This is a genomic window from Arthrobacter sp. 2762, from assembly GCF_040548745.1.
In the GTDB taxonomy this organism is placed as follows: domain Bacteria; phylum Actinomycetota; class Actinomycetes; order Actinomycetales; family Micrococcaceae; genus Arthrobacter.
Window position 1 is genome coordinate 232,161 of record NZ_JBEPSI010000009.1, and the last position, 26,360, is coordinate 258,520.

Genomic DNA, 26,360 nt, shown 5'->3' on the forward strand with positions numbered 1-26,360 from the left:
TTCTATCAAGCAGCACGTAACGGTGGCAGCGACATCTCCCGAATGGGATGGCTAGCGGAGCTGGGATTGAACTTCCGTCGCCTTCTTACCCCATCCATTGGTCAGGTTTATGGCGTAGTTCTTTGAGGTGTTAGCGGTCGTGGCACCAACGTTGAGAGTCACCATTTCCAGTCTAGGGTTCATGCCATTCCGGACCCCGTAGGTAGAATCCAAGCGACTGGCTCTTACCGATTTTTCCAGTTGTTGTCCTTTTTCGTTAGTCCAATTCACTGTGGCCGTGCTTCCCATTAAGTTGAATCCGACAATGTCAACTTGCCCAGTTGAGGGGCGAAAAGTTGTGTCGGTAACTATCGGCATAGCGAGGTCCGCTTCCACTTGTTTTTGTAACGGTTCGCCTGTTCCGATGCACGTAAAGTATGAGTCCCACATGAAGGAAACAACCTTCTTTGCTATGGCCACTTGTTGGAGTTGACGGTCCAGCCGACTCTTGGTTGTCTGTCCGCGAAGACTGTCACCACAAGTGTTTGCGTTTATTGCGGGCGCCATACCTTCCACGTTGGCCCACAGAACAGCTCCTGTGCCAGAAATACCAGCAGCTGCAGCGGAGAAGTAATCTCTATTGGGCGCAATGTACTTAGTTCCCCATTGTCCCTTTCCTACGACTGTTGCAGCGAAAGGGTCGACCGGGGAGTTGGCTTCGCTACCGTTGAACGCCCCTCCTTTGCCTGTACCCATGCCGTCCTGAATGGCGATGTTCAACACGAGGCCGCCCGAGGTGTGAGCAATCTTGCGGATTCCGTTCTTCGCCTTCTCGAGGCTGATACCCGCGTTAGCGATGCGGGCATCGATGTAAGGACTGACAAGCGCCTGCCGGGTGGGAAATATGTTACGAATGGCACGGTTCTGGCTGGCGTAGAGATCGAGGATCGGATCAAACCCTTCACTGTCCGTCAGGGGCATTTCGGTGTGATGGTAAAAGCCGGCTAGGCCAGGGACGTCATTTACGGCAGCTTGGTACTGAAGGAAACGCTCTGTGAATTTAGCTAGCGTGCCCTCGTATGACATATCGGGCAGATAAGCCTGATCTGTTCTTTTGACGGGAGCAGGCATCCCAGCGAAGTACTTCAAACCGAGTTTTGTAGCGGCAGCGGCAAGAGATCGAGAGGGGTCTGTAGCGGACGAGCTACTTCCTCCCACCACCACGACGTCATATCTTCCATTGGGGGAAACGCAGCCGTCGCCAGAGTCGGGTAAAACCAGAACGGTATACGACTGACCGTTGTTCGTTGCCTTAAGATCGTTCGGACACTTCCGGGCGTTCTCGTCCCAATTGCTTCCATCTAGGAACGTGAAGTACCGGTCAACTGTTCCGGAAGCCGCTGCAACTCTGGCGCAATTCTTCCCGTCTATCACACAATCCCTCGGAAGTGACTCTGAGGTGGCCGGCTGAAGGGACGTTCCGAAAGTAATGACGGTGTCGCCTCCAAACGCCTTGATGTCTGTTAATTTCCGGACGTTTATGGAGTCCCTGGAACTGGCCGAGATGAAGAATCCACTAATCGGGTAGCTTGGTGCTGCCGCCTTCAGCTGGGGCGGCTGTCCTTCGGCCGGCCCATGGCTTTCAGAGGTTCGAACGTCCATTTGAACGAAGGGTGCATAACTGATCCCCATGAGTCCCAAGACCAGCACGGAGATGGCTGTGACAGTTACAACTGCACGTTCGGATCTACGCGGGAACCGCCGAGGGGAGCGCTGGTTGCGCCGCAGTTCGAGCTGGTGCAATTTCCTGAGTCTCATCAGTTCCTTGATAACGGTATTGGCCGGCAAGGCTCTAACAATGCGGGCGGATCTTTAGTCCCGACCCCCGGGGGAGGATGCGGAAACCCCACCTGACAGGAGTCCAAGCCACTCGACTCTAATCCATACGATAAACTAATCCGGGTCGCCCTCCGATGGTGGACGTCCGTGCGCCGTCAAATCTCAGGCGGTAAAGCAGGTTTTGGACGCGTAGGTGATCCGGAGCAAGTACAACGGGGGAAAGATGGGAAAGGTAATCAGACGCGTCCAGACTGGAAGCGCCGTCCTTATGGTGGTCATTCTTGGGTTCTTCGGCTCCCAGCCTGCCCTTGCAACGGAAACCAATCCTGTGCCCAGCACAGAGCAACCAGGTGAATCCCCTAGCCCTGAGCCCGCGCCCATCGATTCCCTTCCGGCGAACCCACTGCCTATAGAACCTGCGCCCGTGGACCCACCGCTGTTCCCCACTCCGGCGCCTACGGAAGCAACACCGGCACCGGTTGCGGTTGAGTCTCCCGTTGTGGAACCAGCGGCTCCTGCCGTCCCTCCCGTTGTCGTGCCGGTCGCTCCCCCCTTTGCTAGTGCGCCACCTATGGAGCCGGTCCCATCAGTCCCACTGGAACAGGGCAGCCAGATGATTGAGCCCGTTATTCCAGCTGAACCCCAGCCAGCCCCGAGTCCTACGCCCACCCCGACGGTCACCCAGGTGGCAGCACCGCCCGTGGTGAGCGCAGACATTGCAGGACCCCTCAAAGTAGCCCTGGCGCCGGTTGCAGAGAACAACCCTATTGTCCAAGGTCTGACGATCCTTGTCCTGATCCTGCTCGGTGTTGCGTACTTCCGAGCACTTCGTTCCAAGGGAGTCCCCGGCCCCCGCGTTAACGGCAAGTAGAACTATGGTTAGCTCCCTATCAAGGGACGAGGTTGCGGAAAATCCTGCATCACCGCTGCGCCTTATGCTCCTAACGCATTCGTACTGGCCTGAGCACAGCCCTCCCCAACGCAGATGGTTGTCCCTGACCCGGGAATTTCGCCGAGCAGGATGGGACATTGATGTTGTCGCTCCCGTGGCACACTATCCCAACGGCCGCCGCAATTTGCCTCGTAGGGAGGCTGGGATCGCCTTCTCGCGTCAAATTGGCCCGCACGGTGAAATCATCAGACGTGTCCCCTACCTACGGCATCTGGGGACGTCCCCCCTTGCGCGCTTCGTGGATCAGCTCTTCTCGGCGGTCATATCCGTTCCTGTGGGACTTCGCGGGGAGAAACCTAACGCTATTCTTGCCACTGCTCCTAGTCTCCCCACGCTTGCCACGGGATATTTGCTATCAAGACTTCGCAGGGTGCCCTTTATTGTTGAGATGCGCGATGCTTGGCCTGACCTCGCCCGGGACGCTCGGATCGTCCAGGGTAGCGTAAAAAGTATGGTGGAACGCGTTGTGGAGTTTGTGCAACAGCGGGCCGACCTTGTGGTGACAGTTACAGAAGGCTTTGCAGATACCTTGCGGGAGCGCGGCTTGAAAAACGTCGTCACCGTCAGCAATGGACTGGATTTGAACTCGATGCCGTTTCTTGAGCCTCCGGCGACGGATCGAGATGTCTTCCGAGCCCTATATCTGGGAAATCATGGCAAAAGTCAACGCCTGGATATATTGATCCGGGCCAGTGCACTTTTAGGCGATGCCTTTCAACTTACGCTTGTGGGGCACGGCACCACGCGCCCACAGCTGGTGAAATTGGCCCGCGAGCTGGACGCCCCCGTCACCTTCTTTCCCTCGCTTCAGGGCCCCGAGGTGTTAGAAAAATACCGCGAAGCGGACACTTGCATAGTGTCCCTCCGTGACGACTGGAAGTCCTTTGAGACCACTGTGCCCTCAAAGACTTATGAGGTCCTTGCGATTGGGAGGCACGTCACCGCGATTGTGCGGGGCGAAGCTGAGCGCATCATCCTTGAGGCGGGAGGGGGAGACGTTGTGGCCGCTAACCCTGAGGCTGTGGCGCAATTGTGGAGGGAGCTGGCTGCTGACCGCAGCCGGCTCGCGTCGGGCGCCAGCGGACGTGAGTGGGTGCGTGAAAACGCTGACTACGCGCAGTTGGCGATCAGATACATGAACACAATCTCGGCGCTGGTTCGTCCGGAACGTCCCGCAAATCGGGAGCAAACCACGTGATCCAGTTTCTTCGCAACATACGGCTCACAGCTGGAACGTTATCCGAGCACCTAACCGAGGCACCATTTGTCTTGATACTTCAAGTCCTGAGGAAACTGCCTGCCGGGATCGTCAGGCCGCTTGCTCGTCTTATCTCAGCCATGGCGCCTTCGTCCGGACGTCCGCTTTTCCTGCTGGCCAGTCACGCGGCGGGTCAACACACTGAACTAATCCGACGCTTTGAAAGCGTCCTGGCTGGCGGCGTCGAAGGTGAACCTGCTCGTAAGGCAGGTGAAGTTGCCATTGCTGCCGGACAGCCCCAGTGGGCGGACGTTCTCTTACAGCGTGCAGGGGACTCTACGTCCGTTCCAGCCACCATGGCCAGACGCAAGTGGTACGACGGCGATATGAGCGGCGCTCTCGATGTCCTTCGGAGCAAGTCTGACAGCATGGCGAAGCAGCGGCTGCGCCTCGAATCGGAACTTAAGGTGTTCAGAGGTTGGAAGCCAGTCCTAACATCTACTGCCGTAGTACCAGAACCCCGCCGAGTACTTCACCTGTTGACAAACTCGGCGCCTCACACCGGCAGTGGATACGCGCGACGCTCGCACTCCATCCTGACCGCGCAGCAGGAAGCCGGCTGGGGAACCTTGGCTGTAACTCGCTTGGGCTATCCAGTTCAGATTGGCGCGCTCACCGCTCGGAAACAGGACATTGTTGACGGCGTGCGCTACCAGCGGATCCTGCCCGGCCACATGGCGGCGACAATGGATGGACGCCTGCAGCAGCAGGCCTCCGAATTACTCACCATTGCCCAAGGATTCAGGCCGTCAATCATTCACACGACCACGCACTTCGTGAATGGCGTGGTGGCCCGTGAGGTGTCGAATGCACTGGACATTCCTTGGGTCTACGAGGTCCGTGGGCAGTTGGCAGATACTTGGGCTTCCAGCCGCGATGAAGCAGCACGCAGCAGCGAACGATACGCCCTCTTCACTGCACGCGAAGCAGAGGTCATGCAGGCGGCAGACCTCGTAGTGACCCTCGGCGAGTCCATGAAACGGAACATCACGGCGATAGGTATACCGGACGAAAGAATCCTCATCAGTCCCAATGCTGTTGGAGGCGCATATCTGGAAGCTCCGCTGGATCACCGAATGGCTCGAGTGGCTCTCGGCCTTGAACCAACCGACCTCTACATAGGGACCGTCAGTAGCATAGTTGGCTACGAAGGCCTTGACGACCTCGTCACATCATTTGCGCTGCTTGCACCCAGACTGCCAAAGTTGAAGCTGATCCTCGTAGGAGATGGTACGGCTGCTCCTGCGCTCCGTGACCAAGTCGAGCGTCTGGGGCTATCAGATCGGACTATCTTCACAGGGCGGGTCCATCCGGAGCAAGCGCGCCTTTATCACTTGTCGTTGGACGTTTTTGTTGTGCCTCGCAGGGACTCGGCCGTTACGCAGGCTGTAACGCCCCTGAAGCCAGTGGAGGCCTTGGCCTGTGGTCGGCCGGTTGTAGCCAGTGACCTTGACGCCCTGCGGGAGATAGTGCATGACGGCGTCAACGGCAGGGTGACCAAGGCTGAAGACCCTGGGCGGTTGGCCGAGGTATTGCTCGATCTGTTGGAAGATGAAGGATTGCGCCGGCGGTTGGGCTCCGCGGGCAGGGAGTACGTATTAGCCACAAGGACGTGGAAGGCCAACGCTCTTGCTTACGGCCGAGCTTATGAAACTTTAGGGTCTAACTTTACGAGGAGGGTCAGCTGATGTCGGCGAAAAAGGCACTTTTGCCAGAGCCAGCGGTGGTGCAACCGCTGGCTGTGGATATGCGACGGTTGACGCGTGTCGGCGCACGGCCAGGTTTCTTGGACTACCTGGTACAGCTCTGGGACTTCCGCGAGTTCATTTTCTACGATGCCCGCGCCAGGGTTCAGAGCGGGACGCGCCGTGACCGCTTGGGCAGTGCGTGGTTGTTGCTCAACCCCATCTTCAACGGGCTCACTTACTTCGTGATCTTTGGAGTGCTGCTCCAAACCGGCCATGGCATCGATAATTATGTTGGTTACTTGGTCATTGGCATTTTCATCTTCCAAGGGACGTCTGGCGCCATCACGAGCGGCGCGAGATCGATCCATAGCAACAAAGCAGTAGTCCAAGCGTTCAACTTCCCGCGGGCAACTCTTCCTATCGGGGTCAACATCCGTGAGATGATGTCGAACGTTCCGTTGATTCTGGCCATGCTTTTGATCATCACTCTGATTCCGCCCGTGGAGAAGATCACCTGGTTGTGGTTCATGATTATTCCAGCCGTAGTACTGCAGGCCATCTTCAACTTGGGTGTAGGGCTAATCCTGGCGCGCGTCATCTCCCGCGTGCACGATGCGACGCATTTGCTGCCGTTTTTCATGCGGGCCTGGATGTATGGCTCCGCTATCTTCTACTCCTACGAGAAATTTGTCACTCACCCAGACATATTGGCGATCATGAAGTTAAATCCGCTCTTCAACGTGATTGACATCGTCCGCAATTGCGTTCTCTATGCCCAGCCTCCGACATGGCAGTCGTGGGCGACTCTCAGCGTTTGGGCCCTCGGCGCGCTCCTCGTGGGCATGGTGTTCTTCTGGCAGGGGGAGGAATCCTATGGTCGTGGCTGAACAGGTTTTGGATGTTGAGGGACACCCCTGCGTAGTGGTGGATCGCGCGGCCATGGAGTATCGCGTGGTTACAACAGATGCTGACGCGGTTGCGAGGGAACGCCAGGAAACGAGCTTTCTAGGACGCCTTGCGCGGCGACCCAACACGGTCACCGTACGCGCATTGCATGAACTGTCCCTTGTTGTAGAGCGCGGCGAGTCGGTGGGGATCATCGGCCGAAACGGTTCTGGCAAGAGCACGCTTATGAAGCTCATCTGCGGACAGGTCAGGCCGTCCTCAGGCGCTGTCTTCGCTTCCAGTACACCAATAATGTTGGGAGTCAACGCGGCGCTGGTCGGCGATCTTTCGGGTCATCAGAACGTAGTTCTGGGGTGTCTTGCCATGGGTATGAGCCGTCGGGAAGTAGCCGCCAAATTTACGAGCATCGTAGAGCTTTCAGGGCTAAGGGACTCGATCTACCTGCCTATGAAGTCGTACTCCTCAGGCATGGCATCGAGGCTGCGGTTCGCCATTGCTGCAAGTATTGATCCGGAGATTCTTCTTGTGGACGAAGCCTTGAATACTGGTGATGCCCAATTCGGTGAGAGAAGTAAGCGCCGGATGGATCAACTGCGTGAACAGGCGGGTTGTGTCTTCATCGTAAGCCATTCTTTGGACACCATCACCAGCATGTGCAGCCGCGTCGTGTGGCTGGATATGGGCCACATGATCATGGACGGAGACCCGGCCGAAACGGTAAAGGCCTATCAGGATTTCACCGGAAACCTCGCAAAGGGTAACGGCATCTCTGCCGCCAGAATCCGTGATGAAGCACGGGCCAATTTGCAAATGACAGAAGTGTTGGCCAGAAGTAAGATGCGTAGGAGCCGGGCATGATTTATACCGTAGAAAATTTGCGGAAGGCCGCTTGGCACTTTCGAGCCGGAGGAGTCCGGCAACTCCAGGCGTTCCATAAACGCCAACGGGCCCTCGCGGTAAATAAGACATCCAACAAGAACGTACAAGCGCGCCTAGCAGCTCCTAAGACCAGTAACGAGAAACGTCAGCTCACCTTCCCGGCCTTCGACTACCCGCAGGTGCCCTCCCGGCGGGACGATCTAACCGTGGCCGTAATCCTGGATAATTTCTCGGCGAAAGCCTTTGCCTTCGAATGGAACCTTGTCTATCTGACGAAGGACCGCTGGATGCAGCAGTTCCAGGAGCAGCGCGTCGATTTCTTGTTTGTTGAGTCCGCGTGGGAAGGCAATGGTGGTTCCTGGAAATACCAGCTGACTGGGACCAGCGGCCCGAAACAGGATTTCCTGAACCTGATGCGATGGTGCCGTGATAACGGTGTCCCCACCGTCTTTTGGAACAAAGAAGACCCTCCGCACTTCCATGACTTCTTGCCGGCAGCCCGCGAGTTTGACGTTGTCTTCACTTCCGACGAAAACAAGCTGCCGGACTACAGACAGGCGCTCGGACACAACCGCGTCGATGTTCTGTCTTTTGCGGCGCAACCGGCCATCCATAACCCTGTCCGGCCAAGAGAAGGTCGCCACTCCCGCGACGTGGCATTCGCAGGTATGTACTTCGCTCACAAATATCCTGAGCGCCGTGAACAGATGCGTCTTTTGCTCGATGGGGCCATAGCCGGATCCGACAGGGTCAAGCATGGCTTGGAGATTTTTTCGCGGCAGCTCGGTGGGAATCCGGACTACCAGTTCCCGGAACCGTACGCCTCCCACGTTGTTGGGTCGCTGACATACGATCAAATGCTGACGGCGTACAAGGCTTACAAAGTCTTTTTGAACGTCAACTCCGTAGTGGATTCTCCCAGCATGTGTGCTCGCCGAATCTTCGAAATCACCGCTTCCGGAACACCTGTGGTTACCACGCCCAGCCCTGCATTGCCTAGGTTCTTCCCCAACGGCGAGATCCATAGTGTGGAAAACAAAGAAGATGCAGCGTTCATCATGAGGGCGTTGATGAGGAGCCCCGAACTCAACGATCGATCCGTCCACCTCGCCCAACGTCGAATTTGGGCAGAGCACACTTACGCGCACAGAGCTGAAAAAGTCGTAGGGCTGGCGCTTCCTCACAGGGTTCGTCCAGTGCAGCCCGAATCCGTGAGCGCATTGGTATCCACTATTCGCCCCCACCAACTCGAACATGTTTTCAGGACCGTTGGCTCACAGCAAGGGGTCGACGTCGAGCTGGTTCTGCTGGCGCATGGGTTCAAACCCAGCTGGTGGAAAATTTGGCGTTTGCGTAGGAAATATGGCGTACGTAAAGTGACGCTTCTTCATGAGCCTAGGACAGTCAGTCTTGGTACTTGCTTGAATCTGTGCGTTGCGGCATCAAGTGGTGCCATTCTCACGAAGATGGACGACGACGACTACTACGGTCCGAACTACCTTCGAGATCAGGTGAACGCCTTGATGTTCTCGGGGGCTGACGTCGTCGGCAAGCTAGCGCATTTCATGTACATCGAGAGCCGGAATGCCACACTGCTGAGGTTCAATCATATGGAGCATCGCTTCAGCCATATGGTTATTGGTGCAACGATCATGGCCAAGAAGGCTATCTTCGAACGCTATCCCTTCGAGGAAGTGGGGCGAGGAGAGGACACCGCGTTCATGCGCGCCGTCAGCGATGCCGGAGGGAAGATCTATGCCTCCGACCGATACAACTACTACGTTCAGCGGTCGGCTTCCGGGCACACGTGGACTGCCACCGACGATCAATTGCTCGCGTCCGGGGACATTCAGTTCTGGGGCAATCCAGCCGAACACATCACTGTCTAAACAAACTAAACAAAAACGGGGAATACTTTGAACACTATTAATCGCGTAGCCGTAATCGGTCTTGGTTACATTGGCCTTCCAACTGCTGCCATTCTGGCCACCAATGGCATAGAGGTCATTGGGGTGGACGTCAGCCAACGTACTGTGGACGCAGTGAACGCAGGGCAGGTACCTTTTGTAGAGCCGGACCTTGGCGTTCACGTCTCTGGAGCGGTGAGCCAGGGCCACCTTAAGGCAACGACATCGACGCCGCAGGCTGAGGCATATATCATCGCCGTGCCGACGCCGTTCCAAGAAGACCGCTCTGCTGACCTTAGCTACATTGAGGCTGCCGCCCGGGGCATCGCCCCGCAACTGCAGGGCGGCGAACTGCTGATTCTCGAATCAACGTCTCCTCCAGGGGCCACTGAACACATGGCCAACTACATTCTCAACCTGCGCCCGGACCTGAGCCTTGATGGCTCAGGTTCACGCCCTGCTATCCTGGTTGCTCACTGCCCGGAACGGGTTCTTCCTGGCCGCGTCATGATCGAGCTAGTCACTAACGACAGAATCGTTGGCGGCATGACCCCTGAAGCCGCGGAATCCGCCAAGAACCTCTACTCGGTATTCTGTCAGGGTGAGATTCTCACCACGGATGCTGTAACTGCCGAGATGGCAAAGCTCGTGGAAAACTCTTACCGTGACGTCAACATTGCTTTTGCCAATGAACTGTCTGTGATTAGCGAGAAGCTCGGCATAGATGTGTGGGAGCTCATTCGTCTGGCAAACCACCACCCGCGAGTCAACATCCTCCAGCCAGGGCCCGGCGTGGGTGGGCACTGCATCGCAGTCGACCCGTGGTTCATTGTTGCCGCCGCGCCCGATGAAGCTCGACTTATTCGGACTGCCCGTGAGGTCAATGATGCAAAGCCAGAGTGGGTCTTTCAACAAGTTGTATCGTCCCTTCAGCATCTTCCCGCTACAGCGGAGGTTTCTGTCCTGGGCTTGGCATTCAAAGCGAATATCGATGATCTCCGTGAATCGCCAGCAATTGAGATTGCTGCCCACTTGGCGGACGCATTGAATGATCGACGCATTAACGTCGCTGAGCCTCACGTTGAGGAACTGCCGAAGCAGCTCAGCGGCCGCAACAACGTCGAACTGATGAGTGTGGAGGAATCCATTGAACGTTCGGGCGTTGTTGTCGTCCTCGTGGACCACGATGCTGTCAAGGGCGTAGCCCCGGAGCTTTTGGCGGGCAAGACAGTGATTGATACTCGAGGAGCGCTGCTGGTATGACGACGGCTGTCGGGAGCCCAGAAGTAAGCGCTGACACATTAATCGGTATCAGCGCGGGGGCGGATCTAACGGGTGGGAGTCTGCCCGTCGACCGTGTCACCGTAATCACTGGCGCGATAACATCGGAATCTGAATACTCTCTGCTTCCGTTGGATGCAGTCTTAGTTCGCAGTCTCGATGACTTTCGATCAGTCAGGTCGTCTGACGGACAGTCGTTTCTGGTCACAAAATCCGGATTCTCTGTGGCAACCGAGCTCCTCGGGCTTGGTGAGCTGAGCCCGGATTCACCAATTACCTGGAGTTTGCAAGCTCCTTTGGATCAAACCCTTGAGCAAATTAGTTTTCTGGGGTTGCCAGAGCAGATCGCCGTCCAGAGGGTTCGGGGAACTATCGACAGGGTGGTTGTCAGTACAGCCAAGGACGTTGCAGGGCGGCTTGATCTTGAGAGCTTTCAGGCGGGCCTAGCAGTCAATGCCGTACTCATCGGCCACGAATGCGGGAACCAGCCGTTAGAACGTGACGGAAGTCTTCAGGAACTTGAAGAGCTGCGTCGCAAGCATCTTAGTCTGCTGGAGGTGCTAGCACCGGTGGTCGATCAGGCTCCAGTGGAAGATGCGACGGCTGTGGCGAAATCGGAGGATGTGCTCAAGCTCGAGAAAGAGCTGCTCCTGCTGCACGGGCGCTATGACGCACTGGACGCCGAGCACCAGGCTCTGGATAGCAGGTATCAGGCATTGGACGGGAAGCACCAGGCTCTGGATAGCAGGTATCAGGCATTGGACAGCGAGCACCAGGCTCTGGATAGCAGGTATCAGGCATTGGACAGCGAGCACCAGGCTCTGGACAGCAGGTACAACGCTTTGGACAGCGAGCACCACGCTCTGGTCGGCAAGCACAGCGCCTTGGACAAAAAGTACCAAGCCTTGGCCAATTCCCGCCTTGGTAAGTTAACGCTGCGGTTCTGGGGGCGGAAGACATCAGGGGCAAACAAGATGCAATCGAAAGAGGAGGCCTAAACGATGGCAGAGCATAGAGAGGGGTATGTTGACGTCGACTACGGCTCCACGATGGTGGTCGATGCTACTGCACGGGATAAGGAGATCTTGGCTCTTCGTCGCTTGCTCGGCGAGTCTGAGGTGCCTCCTGTCCATTCCATAACAGAATTCAACCCCGGTGTCAGTGTAATTATTCCGAGCTATTTGGGCAGTGACCGAATCGCGGTTTGTTTACAGTCTTTGATTGATCAAACACTCGACCCTTCATCCTTCGAAATCATCTTGATCATCAATGGAATAGACGACGGCACGTACGACATAGCCAGCACATTGCGTGAAGCTAATCCGGAGCATCAAATCCGCATCCTTTATCAGGTTCGTGCCAGTGCAGGGTCAGCCCGCAACGTGGGAATCGAGGCAGCACGGTTTGAGTATCTGACATTTGTTGATGATGACGACTACGTTGGCCCAAAGTTTCTTGAGAGATTGCTGTCAGCGGCTTCACCTAATTGCGTCTCGATTTCACCGATAGTCAACGTTGATGTACATGGAAACCTAAATGCTTCAAACTCTGTGAACGTACAGATCTCTGCACGTGGAACTAAGAAGTTCAAGTTCAAATCGGTTAGTACCTTTCTTGGTCTCAATGCTTGCAAATTGATTCCCACGAAGGCAGTCAAAAAAGTTAGGTATTCGGAGATCCTCAGGAGCGGCGAGGACGTCTGTTTCATGGCGCGTTTGGCTGTGGAGAACAACTTCGATGCCCTGGTGGCGACCACTGAAGCTTCAGGCTCATATTTTCGCGTCCTTCGGGAAGAGTCAATCTCCCGTCAGCCACTGAATTTCGACTTCGCAGTCACTCAGCGCCTCGAGGTCATTCATCAGCTCGAATCCCAGAGAAGCTGGGACTCATCAGCGAATGACGTGGTGCTGACTGGTCTCATAAAGTCACAAGCAAACTTCGTAAAACGCTATCTTGATGAAAATCCGGCGGAAAGGCAGCTCATTACTGAAGCTGTTGATGCCATGGGAATCAAAGACTTTCCTTGGCCGATCATAAATGCGGGAAACGCTCGAGGTTTGGTCGTAAGTTATTGCTTTGCTCCATACTCAGACACAAGCGCGGTGGTGGCATCAAAAGCCATTGTTGAGCGCGGTAGTATAGTTGACGTCATATATAATAATATGGCATCAGTCCGTAGAAAAGATAGCAACCTTGAAGCGATCGCAGGTCGGTTTATCGACACTGCTACTGAGATCGATGCTCCGCCCTCTTTTGCGGGCTGGAAGCAGATCTCTGAGTTTGTACACAAAGGCTTGGGCGTTGCCGACCGTCGCGATGCACTAATCGGCGGATACGAAACCCTCTACAGTCGTGTTCTTTGGCCCGGATCACATTTTTTGGCAGCAAAGTTTAAGATTAATCATCCCGGTGTCGTATGGACGGCGGAGTTTTCCGATCCGATGAGTACGGACGCCCAAGGCCAGAGCAGGCCTGGTGAACTAATCCGTGACGATTTTTTCGAAGAGTTTGAGCATGCAGTCGTGTCAAGGGGCTTTGATACTTTGGCAACGAATAGTCTATTTACCTGGTGCGAGTATGTGACATATATCCTTGCGGATGAGTTGATTTTTACCAATGAAAACCAACTTGAGTACATGTTGAGCTACGTTTCCGACACGCGTCTGAAGGAGCAGATCCAGGCTAAATCAGTTGTGAGGGTGCATCCAACGCCACCAAGCAGAAGCTACGAGATGCTTCCCGCTAAGTATGAGTTATCGGACTCCGTGGCTAATGTCGGTTACTTCGGGGCTTTCTATGAGAACCGCGGTCTCGTTGAGGTTCTCACAGCACTGTCGAATTCATCTGCCGCCGTCCGTAGGAAGCTGCGGTTGCACGTCTTTACCAACAAGCCCGATGAAGTTGTTCGCCAGGTTCAACAATTTGGTCTCATGGGAATCGTCAAGGCCCAGGGATATCGTCCCTATCTTGAGTTTCTAAATTTGACAACGAAGTTTGATGTACTACTGGTTAATGACGTTGAGCGCACTGGCGAAATGGCGATAAATCCCTTCCTGCCCTCAAAGTATTCAGACTATGTGGGGAGTGGCCAGCCAATTTGGGGCCTGTTGGATGAGGGGAGCCCCTTGAGTGTGAAGCCGTTGGCCTACAGGTCGGCAGTAGGCAATGCAGTCCAGGCGGTGCGCGTACTAGAAGAAATTCTGCATGATTGGCAAGAAGGCAAGGCTGTAGACGAGAGGCAACAGGTTCGTCAATAGGATTCATCGACTTGCTTCGGCTTCATTTTCAATGACATCGAAGCAAGTCGGTTGATATCCTGCTGCCTTAAACACTTCGTCGATCTCGTAAGCTTGTCAGAGACGCAAATCTATCCGTCCGACCATCGCGGCGGAGAGAAAGTGAATTGGTAATGGATAACTGGGACGCCCGGCACAAGGCGACAATTGTCAATTGGTCCGCCCTGGAGCATCTTCGTGTCGAGGGTCGGCAGAGGCACATCGTGGAACCTTCCGGTCACGAGGAGACTTATCCGTTGGATTGTCTGGTGGAGCCTCGTGACTCGGATGTGTTAATCGTAGCCCTACACGGTGCTCTAAACAGAGAGGTCTACACGCTCCCCCGATTCGAATGGATGGCCACACTCCAAAACCGTCAAGAAAGCCTTCTGTTTCTTTCCGATACACCCCTTGAGTCGCACGATGATTTGAAGCTGGCGTGGTACACCGGCGATTCGTCGGATAACCTCACTGAAAGATATGGCGCGCTTGTTCGCAGCGTCGCGGTGCAATGCGGGGCCTCGCGCATAGTACTTCTTGGTTTTTCGGGCGGAGGATTCGCAGCCTTGGCAATGGCGCCACTAATCGCGGGATCGATAGCTCTTGCTTTCTCGCCGCAGGTATCCATCGGAGGATACTACGGGGTATTTGCTGAGGCATACTCAACTGCGCTCTATCCTGAGTTTCGGTCGTTTGATGGTGTGGAAGCAGCGTTTCCACAGCGGGTGAGTTTGACGAATTTATACTCAGATCCGCAGGTTTCGACCAACTTTGTTTATGTGCAGAATAGTGGCGATACCCATCATATGACGCATCATTTCTCACCGTTTCGTGAAGTCACTGCTAAACGCCCTGGAGCCCACTTCATCCTTGAACACGAATCGGATTCGCATTCCGCTCCCTCGAAGGAACGTGTAAATCAGATGCTCGATGACTGTCTCGCCCTTCGAATCGTCGAATAGCTTACCTGTACTGTGACTGAACTGCAGTTTCGGGAACAGCTGACACTTGAAACCTCTCCTGATGCACCTTACGAACGGAATACCACCGTGCAAGAATTAGAACTCGAAATATCTCGTCTCAAGAGGCAACTCGCTGAGCTCAATAAGCAGATGAGAGCCATCTCTCCGAGAAAAGAGGCTTGGTTGCCTCCGGATACATCGCTAGGAGATAACTGTTCGATTGCTCCGTCAGTGCAATTTATGTCCGGCGAGGATCGTCCGATTCGTATAGGCGATCGAACAAATATCTATCGTGGAACCGAAATAACCGGACCAGTCACTATTGGTAACGGATGTTTGGTAAACCGTGATGGATACCTCCGGAGCAACACAACACTTGGAGATAACGTCATGGTAGGACCGTTTACTCGGTTTGTTACTGATTCCCATGAGATCGGGCCATCCTCGAAACGCGGCGGGGCAAATAAATGGCCGCCCATCACCGTTGGAGATGGGACATGGATTGGTGCCAGTGTTACGATCCTAGGCGGTGTCACTATTGGGAAGGGTTGCATCATTGCGGCAGGCGCAGTAGTGGCGTCTGATATCCCTGATAACTGTCTGGCGGGCGGAGTGCCAGCAAAAGTCATTAGAAATCTCAGTGACTAGCATCTGTAGATGAATTAGCTGTCTTTAGGCTGGTATTTAGGAGAATATCGGATAGAAAGCCGGCGAAGGTGGCCGCCTTGCGATACAGAGACGTTACAGGCGTCCGTCCGTTGTTTTGCAGCGGCTTTGGTCGTAGGGTCTCAATGCCAGCTAGTTCAATGCCACGTTCAACCGCGAGCAGACGTTTGCGTACATAGTCCTGCGCATATGGTGAATAGGGAAATTGTGCGAATGCTAGCGGGATCTCCCAAACGTTCGCCCAATCGCGTGACCACGAGGGTGCTTCAGAGTCATCGGACGGACCTTGCGGCAGCTTTTGCGCCACTGTTTTGAGAGCTGTCGACAGGATCGCTGACCATTCTGCGCGAAGGCCAGGTTCGAGCGTGCGGCCAATAGGCATCCCGAAGGCGATGATGGTTGCTTGGTAAGCAAGGCTCGCTCCCACGGCCACCTTTCCGTCCCAAGTCTCAGCGTATGGCCACCAGCCTTCACTCCAAGCGCCAAATCTAGCTTGGACGTGGTTGACCACAAGTCGTGTCTGGAGAAGAAATCGGTCGTCACCGGTTAGCTCGAAGGCTCGGGATAAAGTCAGTGCGGCGTAGACATCGCCGTTCAAAATGTCGACATGTCTTGCCTTTGAGTTTTTATAGATTGCCCCGGGATTCTCCATTGCGACTTGCGTAAGTACATATTCGGCGGCCGCTAAGAGAGTATCTCTGGCAGCTTCACTGTTGGTTATCTGGTAGAGGTAGAAGAGGGCATTAGCTGAAGCTCCAATTTCTGCGATGTCCTGAAGATCCGGCGAGTCAAGGGGCTGATTATAGCTGCTGGAGAAAGACCCATTTGGGTTCTGGCGTTGACGAACATTATCCGTGAGAAGCTCGGCCACGTGATCATTCTGGTTGTCATTCAGAAGGTGATCGAGGGCAAATAATATGGCGACCTGAATTTGTGTGCAACAGGTGGCGGGCAACCCTGTATCAGGGTCGATTATCATATACGAGTCTGACTCATCGATAGGGGCTCGAAGTGAATTGAAGTATGTGACCAGAGGTCCGACGATACGTCTAAGGCTCTCAGGGCCAATCAATGTGCTTCGAAAGTCAAAGTCAATCAAATCGTACACGCCCCTTGCAGATGTTTCGCCATCGGACCTAGTTCATGCTAACAGCCGGAGGGAGTAGCAGCGCCGCCAGTTGCTCCGCGGAGGCGCTGCTGCAATTTCGCGACTTGTGATCTGAGCCGAAAGTCGCGATCCGGGGACGGTTGTGCTTAGCCTAAGCTAGAAACATCGAACTCATCGGCGCGGTTACCTACTCCGAGGAGCTGGGCCACTGCCGCGACGGTCCGTCCGGCAGCTTTGCCATCGCCGTAGGGATTGACGGCGTTTGCCATGGCATCGAAGGCGTCCTGCTGGTTCAGGAGACGGTCTACTTCCTTGACGATTGTTTCTTCGTCAGTTCCGATCAGGGAGACCGTACCGGCGTCAACAGCCTCGGGACGCTCAGTGTTGTCGCGCATCACCAACACAGGCTTCCCTAGGCTAGGAGCTTCTTCCTGAACTCCTCCGGAGTCGGTGAGGACGATATGTGCGAGTGAGAGCATGCGAGTAAATTCGCCGTATGCCAGGGGCTCCGTTACTACTACATTTTCTTTGCCTTCAAGAGCAGGGAGTACGGCTTCGCGCACCACCGGGTTCTTGTGGGCCGGCAATACGATAACGAGGTCCGGTTCCGCTTCGGCAATGCGGGCAAGCGCCCTACCGACACCGCGCATGGCGTCGCCCTGGTTTTCGCGGCGGTGCGTAGTTACGAGAAGAATACGACGTCCACTGGCAGCCAGGTCTTCCAATTGGGGGTCGCTGAACGGAAGCTGCTTGTCGACAGTAGTGAGCAGAGCATCAATGACGGAGTTGCCGGTGACCACGATGTCATCCTCGGCGATGCCCTCCGCGAGCAGATTCGCTTTACTGGTACTAGTGGGGGCCAAGTGAAGGCTCGCGATCTGGCTAGTGATCTTGCGGTTCGCTTCCTCTGGGAACGGTGAAAACAGGTTACCGCTTCGCAGCCCGGCCTCGACGTGAACTACAGGTATGCCGTGGTAGAAAGCGGCAATGGCGCCGGCCGTTGACGTGGTGGTGTCGCCCTGGACGATCACTGCGTCTGGTTTCTTGGCCGTAAATAGCTTGTCCAGACCGTCGATGGTCCGAGTCATGATGGCTGAGAGGGACTGGCGCTGCTGCAGGATATTCAGATCGTGGTCTGGAACGATCCCAAACAACTCGTTGACCTGGTCCAGCATCTCGCGGTGCTGACCGGTAACGGTCACGATGCAGTCGAAATCCTCGGACTCTTGAAAGGCACTGACGATGGGAGCCATCTTGATGGCTTCCGGACGGGTGCCGAAGATTGGCATGACGCTGGGCATGGATTTCCCCCGGGAGTAGCGTTGAGTGACCACCCGATGCTATCGCACGACGCATCGAGGACTTCAATTTGCGAACCGCGGGGTCGCCGTCCTATGGGGCAAATATCAATGTCAGGGCTAGAACAGGGATGCTGACGGAGACGAGGATCACAAGCACCAGTGCTATAAGGCGCTTCTGTCCATGCGTGACGTCGTGCGGTTCCGGGAGCTGTCCGCCTGGCCCCTTTGCCGGGGTGATTGCCTTGGCTGTTTGTGCGTCTTCTGAAGGAGTTTCCGAAGGCTGGCACGGAGAAATAATGGGGCCCTGCGCTAGGTACCCAGCCATGAGGCTCGACGGAATCTCGGACCTGAAACGGCGTTTGCGTAGATGCCGAGGGGCAGGCGAAAGAGCCGCCAACCGGCGGACTGGTTCCGTCACGTTTTACTCCTCAGTTGCGTCCAGATGAACCATGGCCACAACCAATTCTTGCATCGAAGCTGTCCGCCGCAACATTCGGAGGAGTCCGAACCGCTCGTGGGCGGTGGCTTTCGCGGGCGTCGAGGAAGCTCGCTCTCCGGTGCCGACGCGTCAGAAGGGCGGCTCGAACTTCGAACCGCCCCTCTGAAGTTCCGCTAACCGCGGTCGGAGTACAAGGCGTCGTTTTCGACACCTGCGCCGTTGACCACATTGATGAAGTAGTGCTTGCCTGAACCCAATGATGTGGCCCCAAGCTTTGCCGTGACGGACTCCAGGAGTGGGTTGATGCTCAATTGTTTTCCGTAGGAAGCGTTGTAGTTGGACGCCGTCACGGTCTTGTCAAAAACCCGGCCGTTAGCGTCCGACCACTGAACTTGGATGGTGCCTCCGCTCAGGTTGTGTCCTGTGACCAGGACGTCGCCGTTTCCATAGAAAATGGAATCTGTGATGATGGGGGTCGTGTTGCCGGCTTTGAGGCGGTCAAGCATCGGCGCCCATGTCCCACTGCACGTGAAGTACGGATCCCACATGAACGAGATCACCTTCACTGGTGTGTTGCCCAGTTGCTGCAATTGCTTATCGATTCTGGATTTTGTACTTTGCCCGCGCAAGTTGTTGTCGCAAGGGTTTTGCGAGGTCGCCGGCGCCATGCCTTCGAGGTTGGCCCATAGCTGGGCACCTGTACCCTCTACGCCTTCAGACAGGGCCCAGAAGTAGTCTCTTGTTGGGGCCAGATACTTGCTTCCCCAGGACCCGCTCCCCACAATGGATGCGGCAAATTGGTCAACGTTGTTGCTGCTCTCGCTCGAAAAGAACGACCCGCCCTTGCCCGTACCCATTCCGTCTTGGACCGCGATCGCCAGTTTGACACCGTTGGCGGTCTTTGCGATTTTGTTAGCCGCATTTCGGGCTTGGTCTACCGTGACGCGCCCACCGAAATCGGTGCGGGAGTCGATGTACGGGCTAACGACCGCTGAGCGGCTTGGCTGGTACTGGGCGATTCGTGCGTTTTGGATTCGGTACAAGGTGAGGACCGGGTCCCATACGGCTCCGTCGCTGAGTGGCATCTCCGTGTGGTGGTAAAAGCCTGCCAAACCCGCAACGTTGTTCACGTTCGATTGATAGATCAGGAAGCGGGCGGTAAAAAGTGACAACGTGGCCTGATACGAGAGGTCGGGAAGATATGTGATGTCAGTACGCATGATCGGAGCCGGGAGGCCTGCATAGAACTTCATTCCCAAACTCGTGGCCGCCTTTCCCAAGGAGACCGACATCGAGGTGGACGTTCCCCCGTTGATCACCACAATGTCGTATGTTCCGCTCGGCGAGTTGCAACCACTTCCCTCAACTGGCAACACCAAAATGGTATAAACAGTGGTGCCACTGGTGACTGTCTTGTCGCGGGCACAGAGGATGGCTGGTGATGCCCAGGAGTTGCCATCTGAGTAGGTGAAGTACCGCTTCACCTTGACTCCAGAGGCTGCAGCCGTTGCGCAATTAACGCCCGAAATGGTGCATGCGGCAGGGATGGTAGAAAGCGTGGCTGGCTTCAGCCGGGAGCCAAAGGTGATTACAGTGTCACCACCTACTGACTTGATGTCCGTCAGTTTCTTTAGGTTGGCTGCGTCGCTGGTACTTCCATAGATGAAGTATCCGCTGATGGGATAAACGGGAGCGGGCGCTGCGTCGGCAGCCGGTACTTGAAGGAAACCAACTATGAGAACGAGCGCGGCAAACAGACCGGAAGCGACATTCTTGGACCTGCGACGGTTGGCATTGAATGACTTGGAATCGATTCTTTCCACGGAGGATCCTTGGACTCGTAGGGTGAGACCTTGGACCTATGGCAAAAGAATGCTCCCAGACCATTACAAACTCAATGCCTTGACTGAATCCTTCAAGACCTAAGAAACTGCATCGAGTGAATGTAAAAAGTCGGAAGCCAGTCTTGCAAGACTTGTCGTATTAATACAAATTCTGTCACCGTGATAATCGTGTGCTAGACCCCACACTCCGGCTGTACCCACGCGTCGGCCAGACCGCCTGTTTCGATGATGAATCGGTCCAGCCACGCTCCGGCCGAAAGGTCGGGTTGGGAGCCGGCCATTTGGATCTCCGCGGACGTGCATTGCCGTATCAGTGTGCCGGCCCGCACGAGGTGATAGTTGGAAGTAACCACGGTGACGGACTTCCACCCGTTCTGCGCGATCAGCTCCGCAAGGCCCCTGGCTTCGCCCCGGGTATTAAGAGGTGAGGGACGGAAACAAATCAGGTCCGGTTCGTCGTCCTCATGGCACAAAGCGTCACCCTCAACGTTGCCGGATAGGCCAGTCGTCGAGACCACCAAAACGGGGATGTTCAAGCTTTCCTGGAGTTCCTGAGCCGCGGGGAGCCGTTCCTTGCTTAATCCGCCCAAAACGACGATGGCGTCGGTGTGATGAGGGGTGCCCTGTGGAGGGTTGTAAAAGAACTGAAACACGGCGATCAGCCACAGCAGGGCGATCACCAAAATCGACACTGCAGCCCGTATGAGTGCGCGCGTGACGGAGACAGTTTTGAGTGGCACGGGGACAGTCTAAGGTTCGGAAATGGGTGCTCCCTCCCAGCCGAGGGCTGCCCGAACTGTCTATCGCGTATCAACGTCCTCAAACACAAGGAAAGTCTGGGTATCCAGCACTCCCTCCATGGACTGCAATTGGTCGAAGATCACACGGCGGAGGTGGATGTTGTCTGTGGCGCGGACCAGCAGGATGACGTCAAAGTCGCCGCCCACCAGCGCAATGTGGTGAACCTCGGGGATGGCCCGCAAGAGCTCCTTGAGTTCCCGCCAGGAATGCTGCTGGACCTTGAGGGTGACGTAGGCCGAAGACCGCAGGCCGGCTTTGATCGGGTCCACCAATGCCGTGAACTTGGTCAAGACCCCCTCGCCGGTAAGCCGGGCAATGCGTGAGTAGGCATGTGCCCGGCTGATGTGCACGTTCTCGGCCACTTGGGTAATGGACATCCGGCCGTCAGTGGTGAGCTCACGGATGATGTCCCGGTCAACATCATCCAGGGGCACGGCAGCCTGCTCCGCCTCGGTCTCGCTCACGTGGTCTCCAATTCGTCTACAGGACTGGCTCGTTACCCAGCTCACATTTGCAATTCGTCTTTCAGAATAGCCACTTTCTGCATGCTCTTCCATGATTTGAACGAAAGCTGGATACGAAACCTCCGTCCGGAACATACTGGAAGCACATAGTGGCTAGAGAAGGACGGACCAATGACGATCCACGCAGACCACACTGCGCCGGAAACGGCAGTAGAGGACACAGCTGCTGACGTCCAGAGAAAATTCGGCATCAGCGTAGAGGACTACATGCTGCCCGCCCGGCACCAGATCCAAATGGTGAATCCGGATGGCACCCTCCGCTCCCACGAAGAGCAGGGAACCGAACCCGGCCACGAGTACCCCACGCCAAGCGATGCTGAACTCATGGCTGCTTACGAGCAGCTCGTCGTCGGACGTCGTGTCAACGATCAGAACTCTGCGCTCGTCCGGCAGGGCCGCATGGCTGTCTATCCGTCAAGCCATGGACAGGAAGCCTGCCAGGTGGCGGCTGCCATGTGCCTCAGTGAAGGTGACTGGCTCTTCCCGACGTATCGCGACGCCGTCTCAGTGATGACCCGTGGTGTGGATCCTGTCGAAGCGATGACGATCTTCCGCGGTGACTGGCACGGTGGCTACGATCCCAAGAAACACCACGTCGGGATCCAGTGCACCCCGCTGACCACACAGCTGCTGCACGCCGTTGGGGTCGCGCATGCCGCCAAACTCCGCGGTGAGGACACCGTGGTGATGGCGATGTGCGGCGATGGTGCCACGAGTGAGGGTGACTTCCACGAGGCACTGAACTTTGCGGCCGTCTTCCACCTGCCGGTCATCTTCTTCGTGCAGAACAACAAATACGCGATTTCCGTTCCGCTCAGCCACCAGTCGGTGGCGCCGTCGCTGGCCCACAAGGCTGTCGGCTACGGAATGGCCGGTGAGCGTGTGGACGGCAACGACCTCGTCGCGCTCCTCGCCGTAATGGACCGCGCAGTGAAGCTGGCCCGCGAAGGCTCCGGACCTCTCTTGATCGAGGCGCACACCTACCGCATGCAGGCGCACACCAACGCCGATGATGCCACGCGCTACCGCCCCGACAGTGAGGTGGCCGAATGGCAAGCGAAGGATCCGCTGGCCCGAATGAAGTCCTATCTCACCCACAAGGGACTCCTGGACGACGCCGCCAATGAACGCATTGCCGAACATGCAGAAGCCGTGGCAACCCAATTGCGCGAAGGCCTCGGTGAAGACGTCCCCGTACAGCCGCTGGACCTCTTTAAGTACGTGTTCTCCAAGCCCACCCCGCAGCTGAAAGAGCAGTCTGAGCTGCTGGCTGACGAACTCGCCCGCGCTGAAAGCGCCGAAAATCACGGAACGGAGAGCGCAAAATGACCGTCACCACCAACGTCAACGGAAACGTCAGCGCCGCTACCGCAAGCGCCGCCGCGTCCGCTGCAGCTACCGCTGAGGCGAGCGGCCCCCAGTCCATCACCATGGCCAAGGCGCTCAACGCGGCAATGGCCGATGCCATGCGCGCCGATTCCTCGGTGCTGGTGTTCGGCGAGGACGTCGGTATGCTTGGCGGCGTTTTCCGTATCACCGATGGCCTCATGGCCGAGTTCAGCGAGCAGCGCTGCTTCGACACCCCGCTGGCAGAATCCGGCATCGTTGGCATGGCTGTCGGTATGGCTATCAACGGCATGCGGCCTGTCATCGAGATGCAGTTCGACGCCTTCGCCTACCCGGCGTTCGAACAGATCGTCAGCCACGTCGCCAAGATGCACAACCGCACCAAGGGCAAGCTGAAGATGCCCATAGTCATCCGTGTTCCCTACGCCGGCGGCATCGGGGGAGTGGAGCATCACTGCGACTCCTCCGAGTCCTACTACGCCCACACCGCCGGCCTGAAGGTCTACACCCCAGCCACCGTCGCAGACGGTTACCGGATGCTCCGCGAAGCCATCGACTCCGATGACCCTGTCATGTTCATGGAGCCCAAGAAGCTCTACTGGTCCAAGGACCAAGTGGACCTGGACGCCCTACGAGCAGAGCACGACGCCGGCACCTCCACCGAGGGCCGCGCGGCGGTTGCCCGTCCTGGCACTCACGCGACGCTGATCGCGTACGGTCCTTCCGTTCCCACCGCGCTCGCAGCGGCGGCTGCTGCGGCCGAAGAGGGTCGCTCGCTTGAGGTCATCGACGTGCGTACCCTCGTCCCCTTCGATGACGAAACCGTCTGTGCGTCCGTACGTAAGACGGGACGCGCCGTCGTCATCGCCGAGGCGCATGGTTTCGCCTCCGTGTCCTCCGAGATCGTGGCCCGCGTCCAGGAACGTGCGTTCCACTACCTCGCTGCGCCGATCCGCCGTGTGACCGGCTTCGACGTTCCGTTCCCGTCTCCCAAGTTGGAGCACTACTACCTGCCAAGCGTCGACCGCATCCTCGACGCCGTCGACGACCTTCAATGGGAGGACTGACCATGAGCTCAGATATGCAGGTATTTCGTCTGCCGGACCTGGGGGAGGGCCTTACCGAAGCCGAACTCGTGAACTGGCTCGTCGCTGTGGGTGACGAAATCAAGGTGGACCAGCCGATCGCTGAAGTCGAAACCGCCAAGTCCATGGTGGAGGTGCCCTCGCCTTATGCGGGCACCGTGGCTGAGCTTCACGGTGAGGCCGGCCAAACCCTCGACGTCGGCAAGCCGCTGATCTCGATCGCACGTTCAGGCGCTGCTCCCGTTGCGCTGGAAACTCCCTCCCCTGCCGATGATGCGGTCTCGACCGGGATCGTGGCCTCACCCGAGGTTGATGCGGCCGCCGAGACGTATCGCACCGAGGAGAAAGCTGGATCCGGCAATGTACTTATCGGATACGGCACTCCTGGGGGCGTGACCGGAGGCCGCACCCGCCCGCGGAAGGCGAGCGTCGCCGTCGTCGATCGCCCAGCGGAGACCCGTGCCGATCAGCCGATCGCTTCCGAGCCGGCTGTCGCCGGAACACGGATCCCTGGCAAGCTCAGCGCCGTCATCTCACCGCTCGTCAGGAAGATGGCCAGGGACCACGGTGTTTCCCTCGAGAACATCGAGGGCTCGGGCGCCAGTGGGCTGATCATGCGCCGGGATGTGGAAGCTGCTATTTCAGCTCCGGAAGCTCCTGCTGCTCCTGTTCGTGAGAAGGCTCCGGCCTCGGCTACTGCCGCTGCTGAAGGCGACCTCGATGCCCGGACCGGTCTGGCTGTCTCGGCCCGGACTCCCGTTCGCGGAGTTCGCAAGGCAGTTGCCGCGAATATGACCAAGAGCCGCACGGAGATCCCTGAGGCGACGGTCTGGGTGGACGTCGATGCAACCGCTTTGCTCGAGATGCGGGCTGAACTGAAGAAGCGCGCTCCGCATGACACACCCGGTCTGCTGGCTTTCATCGCTCGTTTTGTCACTGCTGGGTTAAAAAAGTACCCAGCACTGAACACGCGCTTTGAAGTCGGGGAGGACGGCTCCCAGGAAATCGTAGGTTTTGACGGAATCAACCTAGGTTTCGCAGCACAGACGGATCGCGGTCTTGTGGTCCCGTCTGTCCGGAACGCACACCAGTTGAGCGCCCGCGAGTTGGATGCCGAGATCCGGCGTCTGACCTCGGTGGCAAGGGAAGGCAAGGCGACCCCAACCGAACTCGGCTCAGGCACCTTCACCCTGAACAATTACGGCGTGTTCGGTGTGGATGGCTCGGCCGCGATCATCAACTACCCAGAGGTTGCGATGCTCGGCGTGGGTCGCATCATCGACAGGCCGTGGGTAGTTAACGGTGAACTTGCCGTCCGCAAGGTTACCGAGTTGACCCTTGCCTTCGACCACCGCGTGTGTGACGGTGAGACTGCCGCCGGCTTCCTCCGGTACGTGGCCGACGCCATCGAGAATCCTGGTGGAGCGCTCGCAGACATGTAGGGGCAACAGCCCGAACAACCTAGATAAGGATCTGATCATTCGATCGGGTCCTTGTCGCATTTAATCTATCAACTCGTCATAAACATATTTGGAGCGAAGCGCAATTCGAAAGTCTGCCTACAATCTCCGGGGGGTCAGCTGGTGATCTCCCAGCTGCCCGCGATCTCACGATCTCCGTAGATCGCCATGTCCTTAGGATGTCCAGAAGTATGCTCAATAATTTCGATGCCCGTATGCATTCTGCGAATGGAAGTTTTGGATTGCGGTTCCCTGCATTCACGCTATTAGTGTCGGTATGTCTATCCATTGCGCTGACGCTGACGTGGGGCGTTAGGGATAGCGTTGCGGACATGTCGGCGGATGTGACTTCGCCGGAGTTGGTTTCTGTTTCGTTAGCGTCCCCGAAGCAGGTTGGGCCGGGGGATAAGATTCGGTTCAACTGGACGGTTAGGGACCGGGGACCCATTACAGGGGTTTCGTTCTGGGTTTACGGGCCCGGGCAGAAGTACAAGCCTGCCTATATGGTCAGTTCGTACTCTTCAGGCCCTGGCCTATATTCTGGAACGTCCGAAACGGCCGTGATTGATTCTCTGTCCTGGCCTGCTGGTGATTACGTGGTGACACTGATCATGCCGGCTGACTCGGCCGGGAACTCCGCTCGGGTCGAAGGCAGTTCTGCACTCCTACCACCCCTCACATCGACGGTATCTGGAACGTCGGCGGATGTGACTTCGCCGGAGTTGGTTTCTGTTTCGTTAGCGTCCCCGAAGCAGGTTGGGCCGGGGGATAAGATTCGGTTCAACTGGACGGTTAGGGACCGGGGACCCATTACAGGGGTTTCGTTCTGGGTTTACGGGCCCGGGCAGAAGTACAAGCC

Annotated in this window: 20 protein-coding genes; 14 read left to right on the forward strand and 6 right to left on the reverse strand. The window is 56.6% G+C overall.

Annotation, left to right across the window (positions count from 1 at the left end; genetic code table 11):
• Positions 1–51: 51 nt before the first annotated feature.
• Positions 52–1,827, reverse strand: coding sequence for a hypothetical protein (locus ABIE18_RS17455; RefSeq protein WP_499723884.1), 1,776 nt, complete (start codon positions 1,825–1,827; stop codon positions 52–54).
• Between the two features lie 604 nt (positions 1,828–2,431).
• Between ABIE18_RS17455 and ABIE18_RS17460 the strand changes: the two genes are divergently transcribed.
• The 11 genes from ABIE18_RS17460 (at position 2,432) to ABIE18_RS17510 (ending at position 15,574) form a co-directional block, all read left to right on the forward strand.
• On the forward strand, positions 2,432–2,689 hold the full coding sequence (locus ABIE18_RS17460; protein WP_499723885.1) for a hypothetical protein: 258 nt from the start codon (positions 2,432–2,434) through the stop codon (positions 2,687–2,689).
• 64 nt (positions 2,690–2,753) lie between these two features.
• Positions 2,754–3,968 (forward strand): glycosyltransferase family 4 protein, encoded by a 1,215-nt coding sequence (locus ABIE18_RS17465; protein ID WP_499723912.1) that lies wholly within the window; start codon positions 2,754–2,756, stop codon positions 3,966–3,968.
• A 539-nt stretch (positions 3,969–4,507) separates the two neighbouring features.
• Positions 4,508–5,716: a glycosyltransferase family 4 protein gene (locus ABIE18_RS17470; protein ID WP_499723886.1), complete on the forward strand. Its 1,209-nt coding sequence runs from the start codon at positions 4,508–4,510 to the stop codon at positions 5,714–5,716.
• Positions 5,716–6,603, forward strand: coding sequence for an ABC transporter permease (locus tag ABIE18_RS17475; protein ID WP_499723887.1), 888 nt, complete (start codon positions 5,716–5,718; stop codon positions 6,601–6,603). Before ABIE18_RS17470 ends, ABIE18_RS17475 begins: the two co-directional genes overlap by 1 nt.
• Entirely contained in the window at positions 6,590–7,480 is an 891-nt protein-coding gene (locus ABIE18_RS17480; RefSeq protein WP_499723888.1) for an ABC transporter ATP-binding protein, read from the forward strand. The genes ABIE18_RS17475 and ABIE18_RS17480 overlap by 14 nt, the downstream gene beginning before the upstream one ends.
• Positions 7,477–9,390 carry a glycosyltransferase family protein gene (locus ABIE18_RS17485; RefSeq protein WP_499723889.1) on the forward strand — a complete coding sequence of 638 codons (1,914 nt, stop codon included), beginning with the start codon at positions 7,477–7,479 and terminating at the stop codon, positions 9,388–9,390. The genes ABIE18_RS17480 and ABIE18_RS17485 overlap by 4 nt, the downstream gene beginning before the upstream one ends.
• 27 nt (positions 9,391–9,417) lie before the next feature.
• Positions 9,418–10,671 carry a UDP-N-acetyl-D-mannosamine dehydrogenase gene (wecC, locus tag ABIE18_RS17490; protein WP_499723890.1) on the forward strand — a complete coding sequence of 418 codons (1,254 nt, stop codon included), beginning with the start codon at positions 9,418–9,420 and terminating at the stop codon, positions 10,669–10,671.
• A 242-nt stretch (positions 10,672–10,913) separates the two neighbouring features.
• A complete protein-coding gene (locus ABIE18_RS17495; protein WP_499723891.1) occupies positions 10,914–11,687 on the forward strand; it encodes a hypothetical protein in 774 nt (257 codons plus the stop codon).
• 3 nt (positions 11,688–11,690) lie between these two features.
• A complete protein-coding gene (locus ABIE18_RS17500) occupies positions 11,691–13,946 on the forward strand; it encodes a glycosyltransferase (protein WP_499723892.1) in 2,256 nt (751 codons plus the stop codon).
• A gap of 374 nt (positions 13,947–14,320) precedes the next feature.
• A complete protein-coding gene (locus tag ABIE18_RS17505; protein ID WP_499723893.1) occupies positions 14,321–14,926 on the forward strand; it encodes a hypothetical protein in 606 nt (201 codons plus the stop codon).
• Positions 14,927–14,938: 12 nt separating this feature from the next.
• A complete protein-coding gene (locus ABIE18_RS17510; RefSeq protein ID WP_499723894.1) occupies positions 14,939–15,574 on the forward strand; it encodes a DapH/DapD/GlmU-related protein in 636 nt (211 codons plus the stop codon).
• Here the strand turns inward: ABIE18_RS17510 and ABIE18_RS17515 are convergent.
• From ABIE18_RS17515 to ABIE18_RS17535, 5 genes are all read right to left on the reverse strand, one after another.
• On the reverse strand, positions 15,564–16,463 hold the full coding sequence (locus tag ABIE18_RS17515; RefSeq protein ID WP_499723895.1) for a hypothetical protein: 900 nt from the start codon (positions 16,461–16,463) through the stop codon (positions 15,564–15,566). The genes ABIE18_RS17510 and ABIE18_RS17515 overlap by 11 nt on opposite strands.
• Before the next feature lie 383 nt (positions 16,464–16,846).
• The gene (wecB, locus tag ABIE18_RS17520) at positions 16,847–18,001 is read right to left on the reverse strand and encodes a non-hydrolyzing UDP-N-acetylglucosamine 2-epimerase (RefSeq protein WP_499723896.1); all 1,155 of its coding nucleotides are present in this window, start codon (positions 17,999–18,001) and stop codon (positions 16,847–16,849) included.
• 612 nt (positions 18,002–18,613) lie between these two features.
• Positions 18,614–20,263 carry a hypothetical protein gene (locus tag ABIE18_RS17525; protein WP_499723897.1) on the reverse strand — a complete coding sequence of 550 codons (1,650 nt, stop codon included), beginning with the start codon at positions 20,261–20,263 and terminating at the stop codon, positions 18,614–18,616.
• A 194-nt stretch (positions 20,264–20,457) separates the two neighbouring features.
• Positions 20,458–21,024, reverse strand: coding sequence for a YdcF family protein (locus tag ABIE18_RS17530; RefSeq protein WP_499723898.1), 567 nt, complete (start codon positions 21,022–21,024; stop codon positions 20,458–20,460).
• A 60-nt stretch (positions 21,025–21,084) separates the two neighbouring features.
• Positions 21,085–21,549: an Lrp/AsnC family transcriptional regulator gene (locus tag ABIE18_RS17535; RefSeq protein WP_499723899.1), complete on the reverse strand. Its 465-nt coding sequence runs from the start codon at positions 21,547–21,549 to the stop codon at positions 21,085–21,087.
• A gap of 171 nt (positions 21,550–21,720) precedes the next feature.
• Between ABIE18_RS17535 and pdhA the strand changes: the two genes are divergently transcribed.
• Genes pdhA through ABIE18_RS17550 form a run of 3 tightly spaced genes read left to right on the forward strand, consistent with a single transcriptional unit; the run spans position 21,721 to position 25,483 of the window.
• On the forward strand, positions 21,721–22,938 hold the full coding sequence (gene pdhA / locus ABIE18_RS17540; protein ID WP_499723900.1) for a pyruvate dehydrogenase (acetyl-transferring) E1 component subunit alpha: 1,218 nt from the start codon (positions 21,721–21,723) through the stop codon (positions 22,936–22,938).
• Positions 22,935–24,023, forward strand: a complete 1,089-nt coding sequence (locus ABIE18_RS17545) for an alpha-ketoacid dehydrogenase subunit beta (RefSeq protein WP_499723901.1) — start codon at positions 22,935–22,937, stop codon at positions 24,021–24,023. Before pdhA ends, ABIE18_RS17545 begins: the two co-directional genes overlap by 4 nt.
• Positions 24,024–24,025: 2 nt before the next feature.
• A complete protein-coding gene (locus ABIE18_RS17550; RefSeq protein WP_499723902.1) occupies positions 24,026–25,483 on the forward strand; it encodes a dihydrolipoamide acetyltransferase family protein in 1,458 nt (485 codons plus the stop codon).
• Positions 25,484–26,360 lie beyond the last annotated feature (877 nt).

Bases quoted from the DNA above. Each gene is read 5' to 3' on its own strand.
- ABIE18_RS17505 (WP_499723893.1), top strand. From the start codon at position 14,321: ATGGCCACACTCCAAAACCGTCAAGAAAGCCTTCTGTTTCTTTCCGAT.
- ABIE18_RS17545 (WP_499723901.1), top strand. From the start codon at position 22,935: ATGACCGTCACCACCAACGTCAACGGAAACGTCAGCGCCGCTACCGCA.
- ABIE18_RS17550 (WP_499723902.1), top strand. From the start codon at position 24,026: ATGAGCTCAGATATGCAGGTATTTCGTCTGCCGGACCTGGGGGAGGGC.
- ABIE18_RS17460 (WP_499723885.1), top strand. From the start codon at position 2,432: ATGATTGAGCCCGTTATTCCAGCTGAACCCCAGCCAGCCCCGAGTCCT.
- ABIE18_RS17485 (WP_499723889.1), top strand. From the start codon at position 7,477: ATGATTTATACCGTAGAAAATTTGCGGAAGGCCGCTTGGCACTTTCGA.
- ABIE18_RS17475 (WP_499723887.1), top strand. From the start codon at position 5,716: ATGTCGGCGAAAAAGGCACTTTTGCCAGAGCCAGCGGTGGTGCAACCG.
- ABIE18_RS17480 (WP_499723888.1), top strand. From the start codon at position 6,590: ATGGTCGTGGCTGAACAGGTTTTGGATGTTGAGGGACACCCCTGCGTA.
- ABIE18_RS17465 (WP_499723912.1), top strand. From the start codon at position 2,754: ATGCTCCTAACGCATTCGTACTGGCCTGAGCACAGCCCTCCCCAACGC.
- ABIE18_RS17500 (WP_499723892.1), top strand. From the start codon at position 11,691: ATGGCAGAGCATAGAGAGGGGTATGTTGACGTCGACTACGGCTCCACG.
- wecB (WP_499723896.1), bottom strand. From the start codon at position 18,001: ATGCCCAGCGTCATGCCAATCTTCGGCACCCGTCCGGAAGCCATCAAG.
- pdhA (WP_499723900.1), top strand. From the start codon at position 21,721: ATGACGATCCACGCAGACCACACTGCGCCGGAAACGGCAGTAGAGGAC.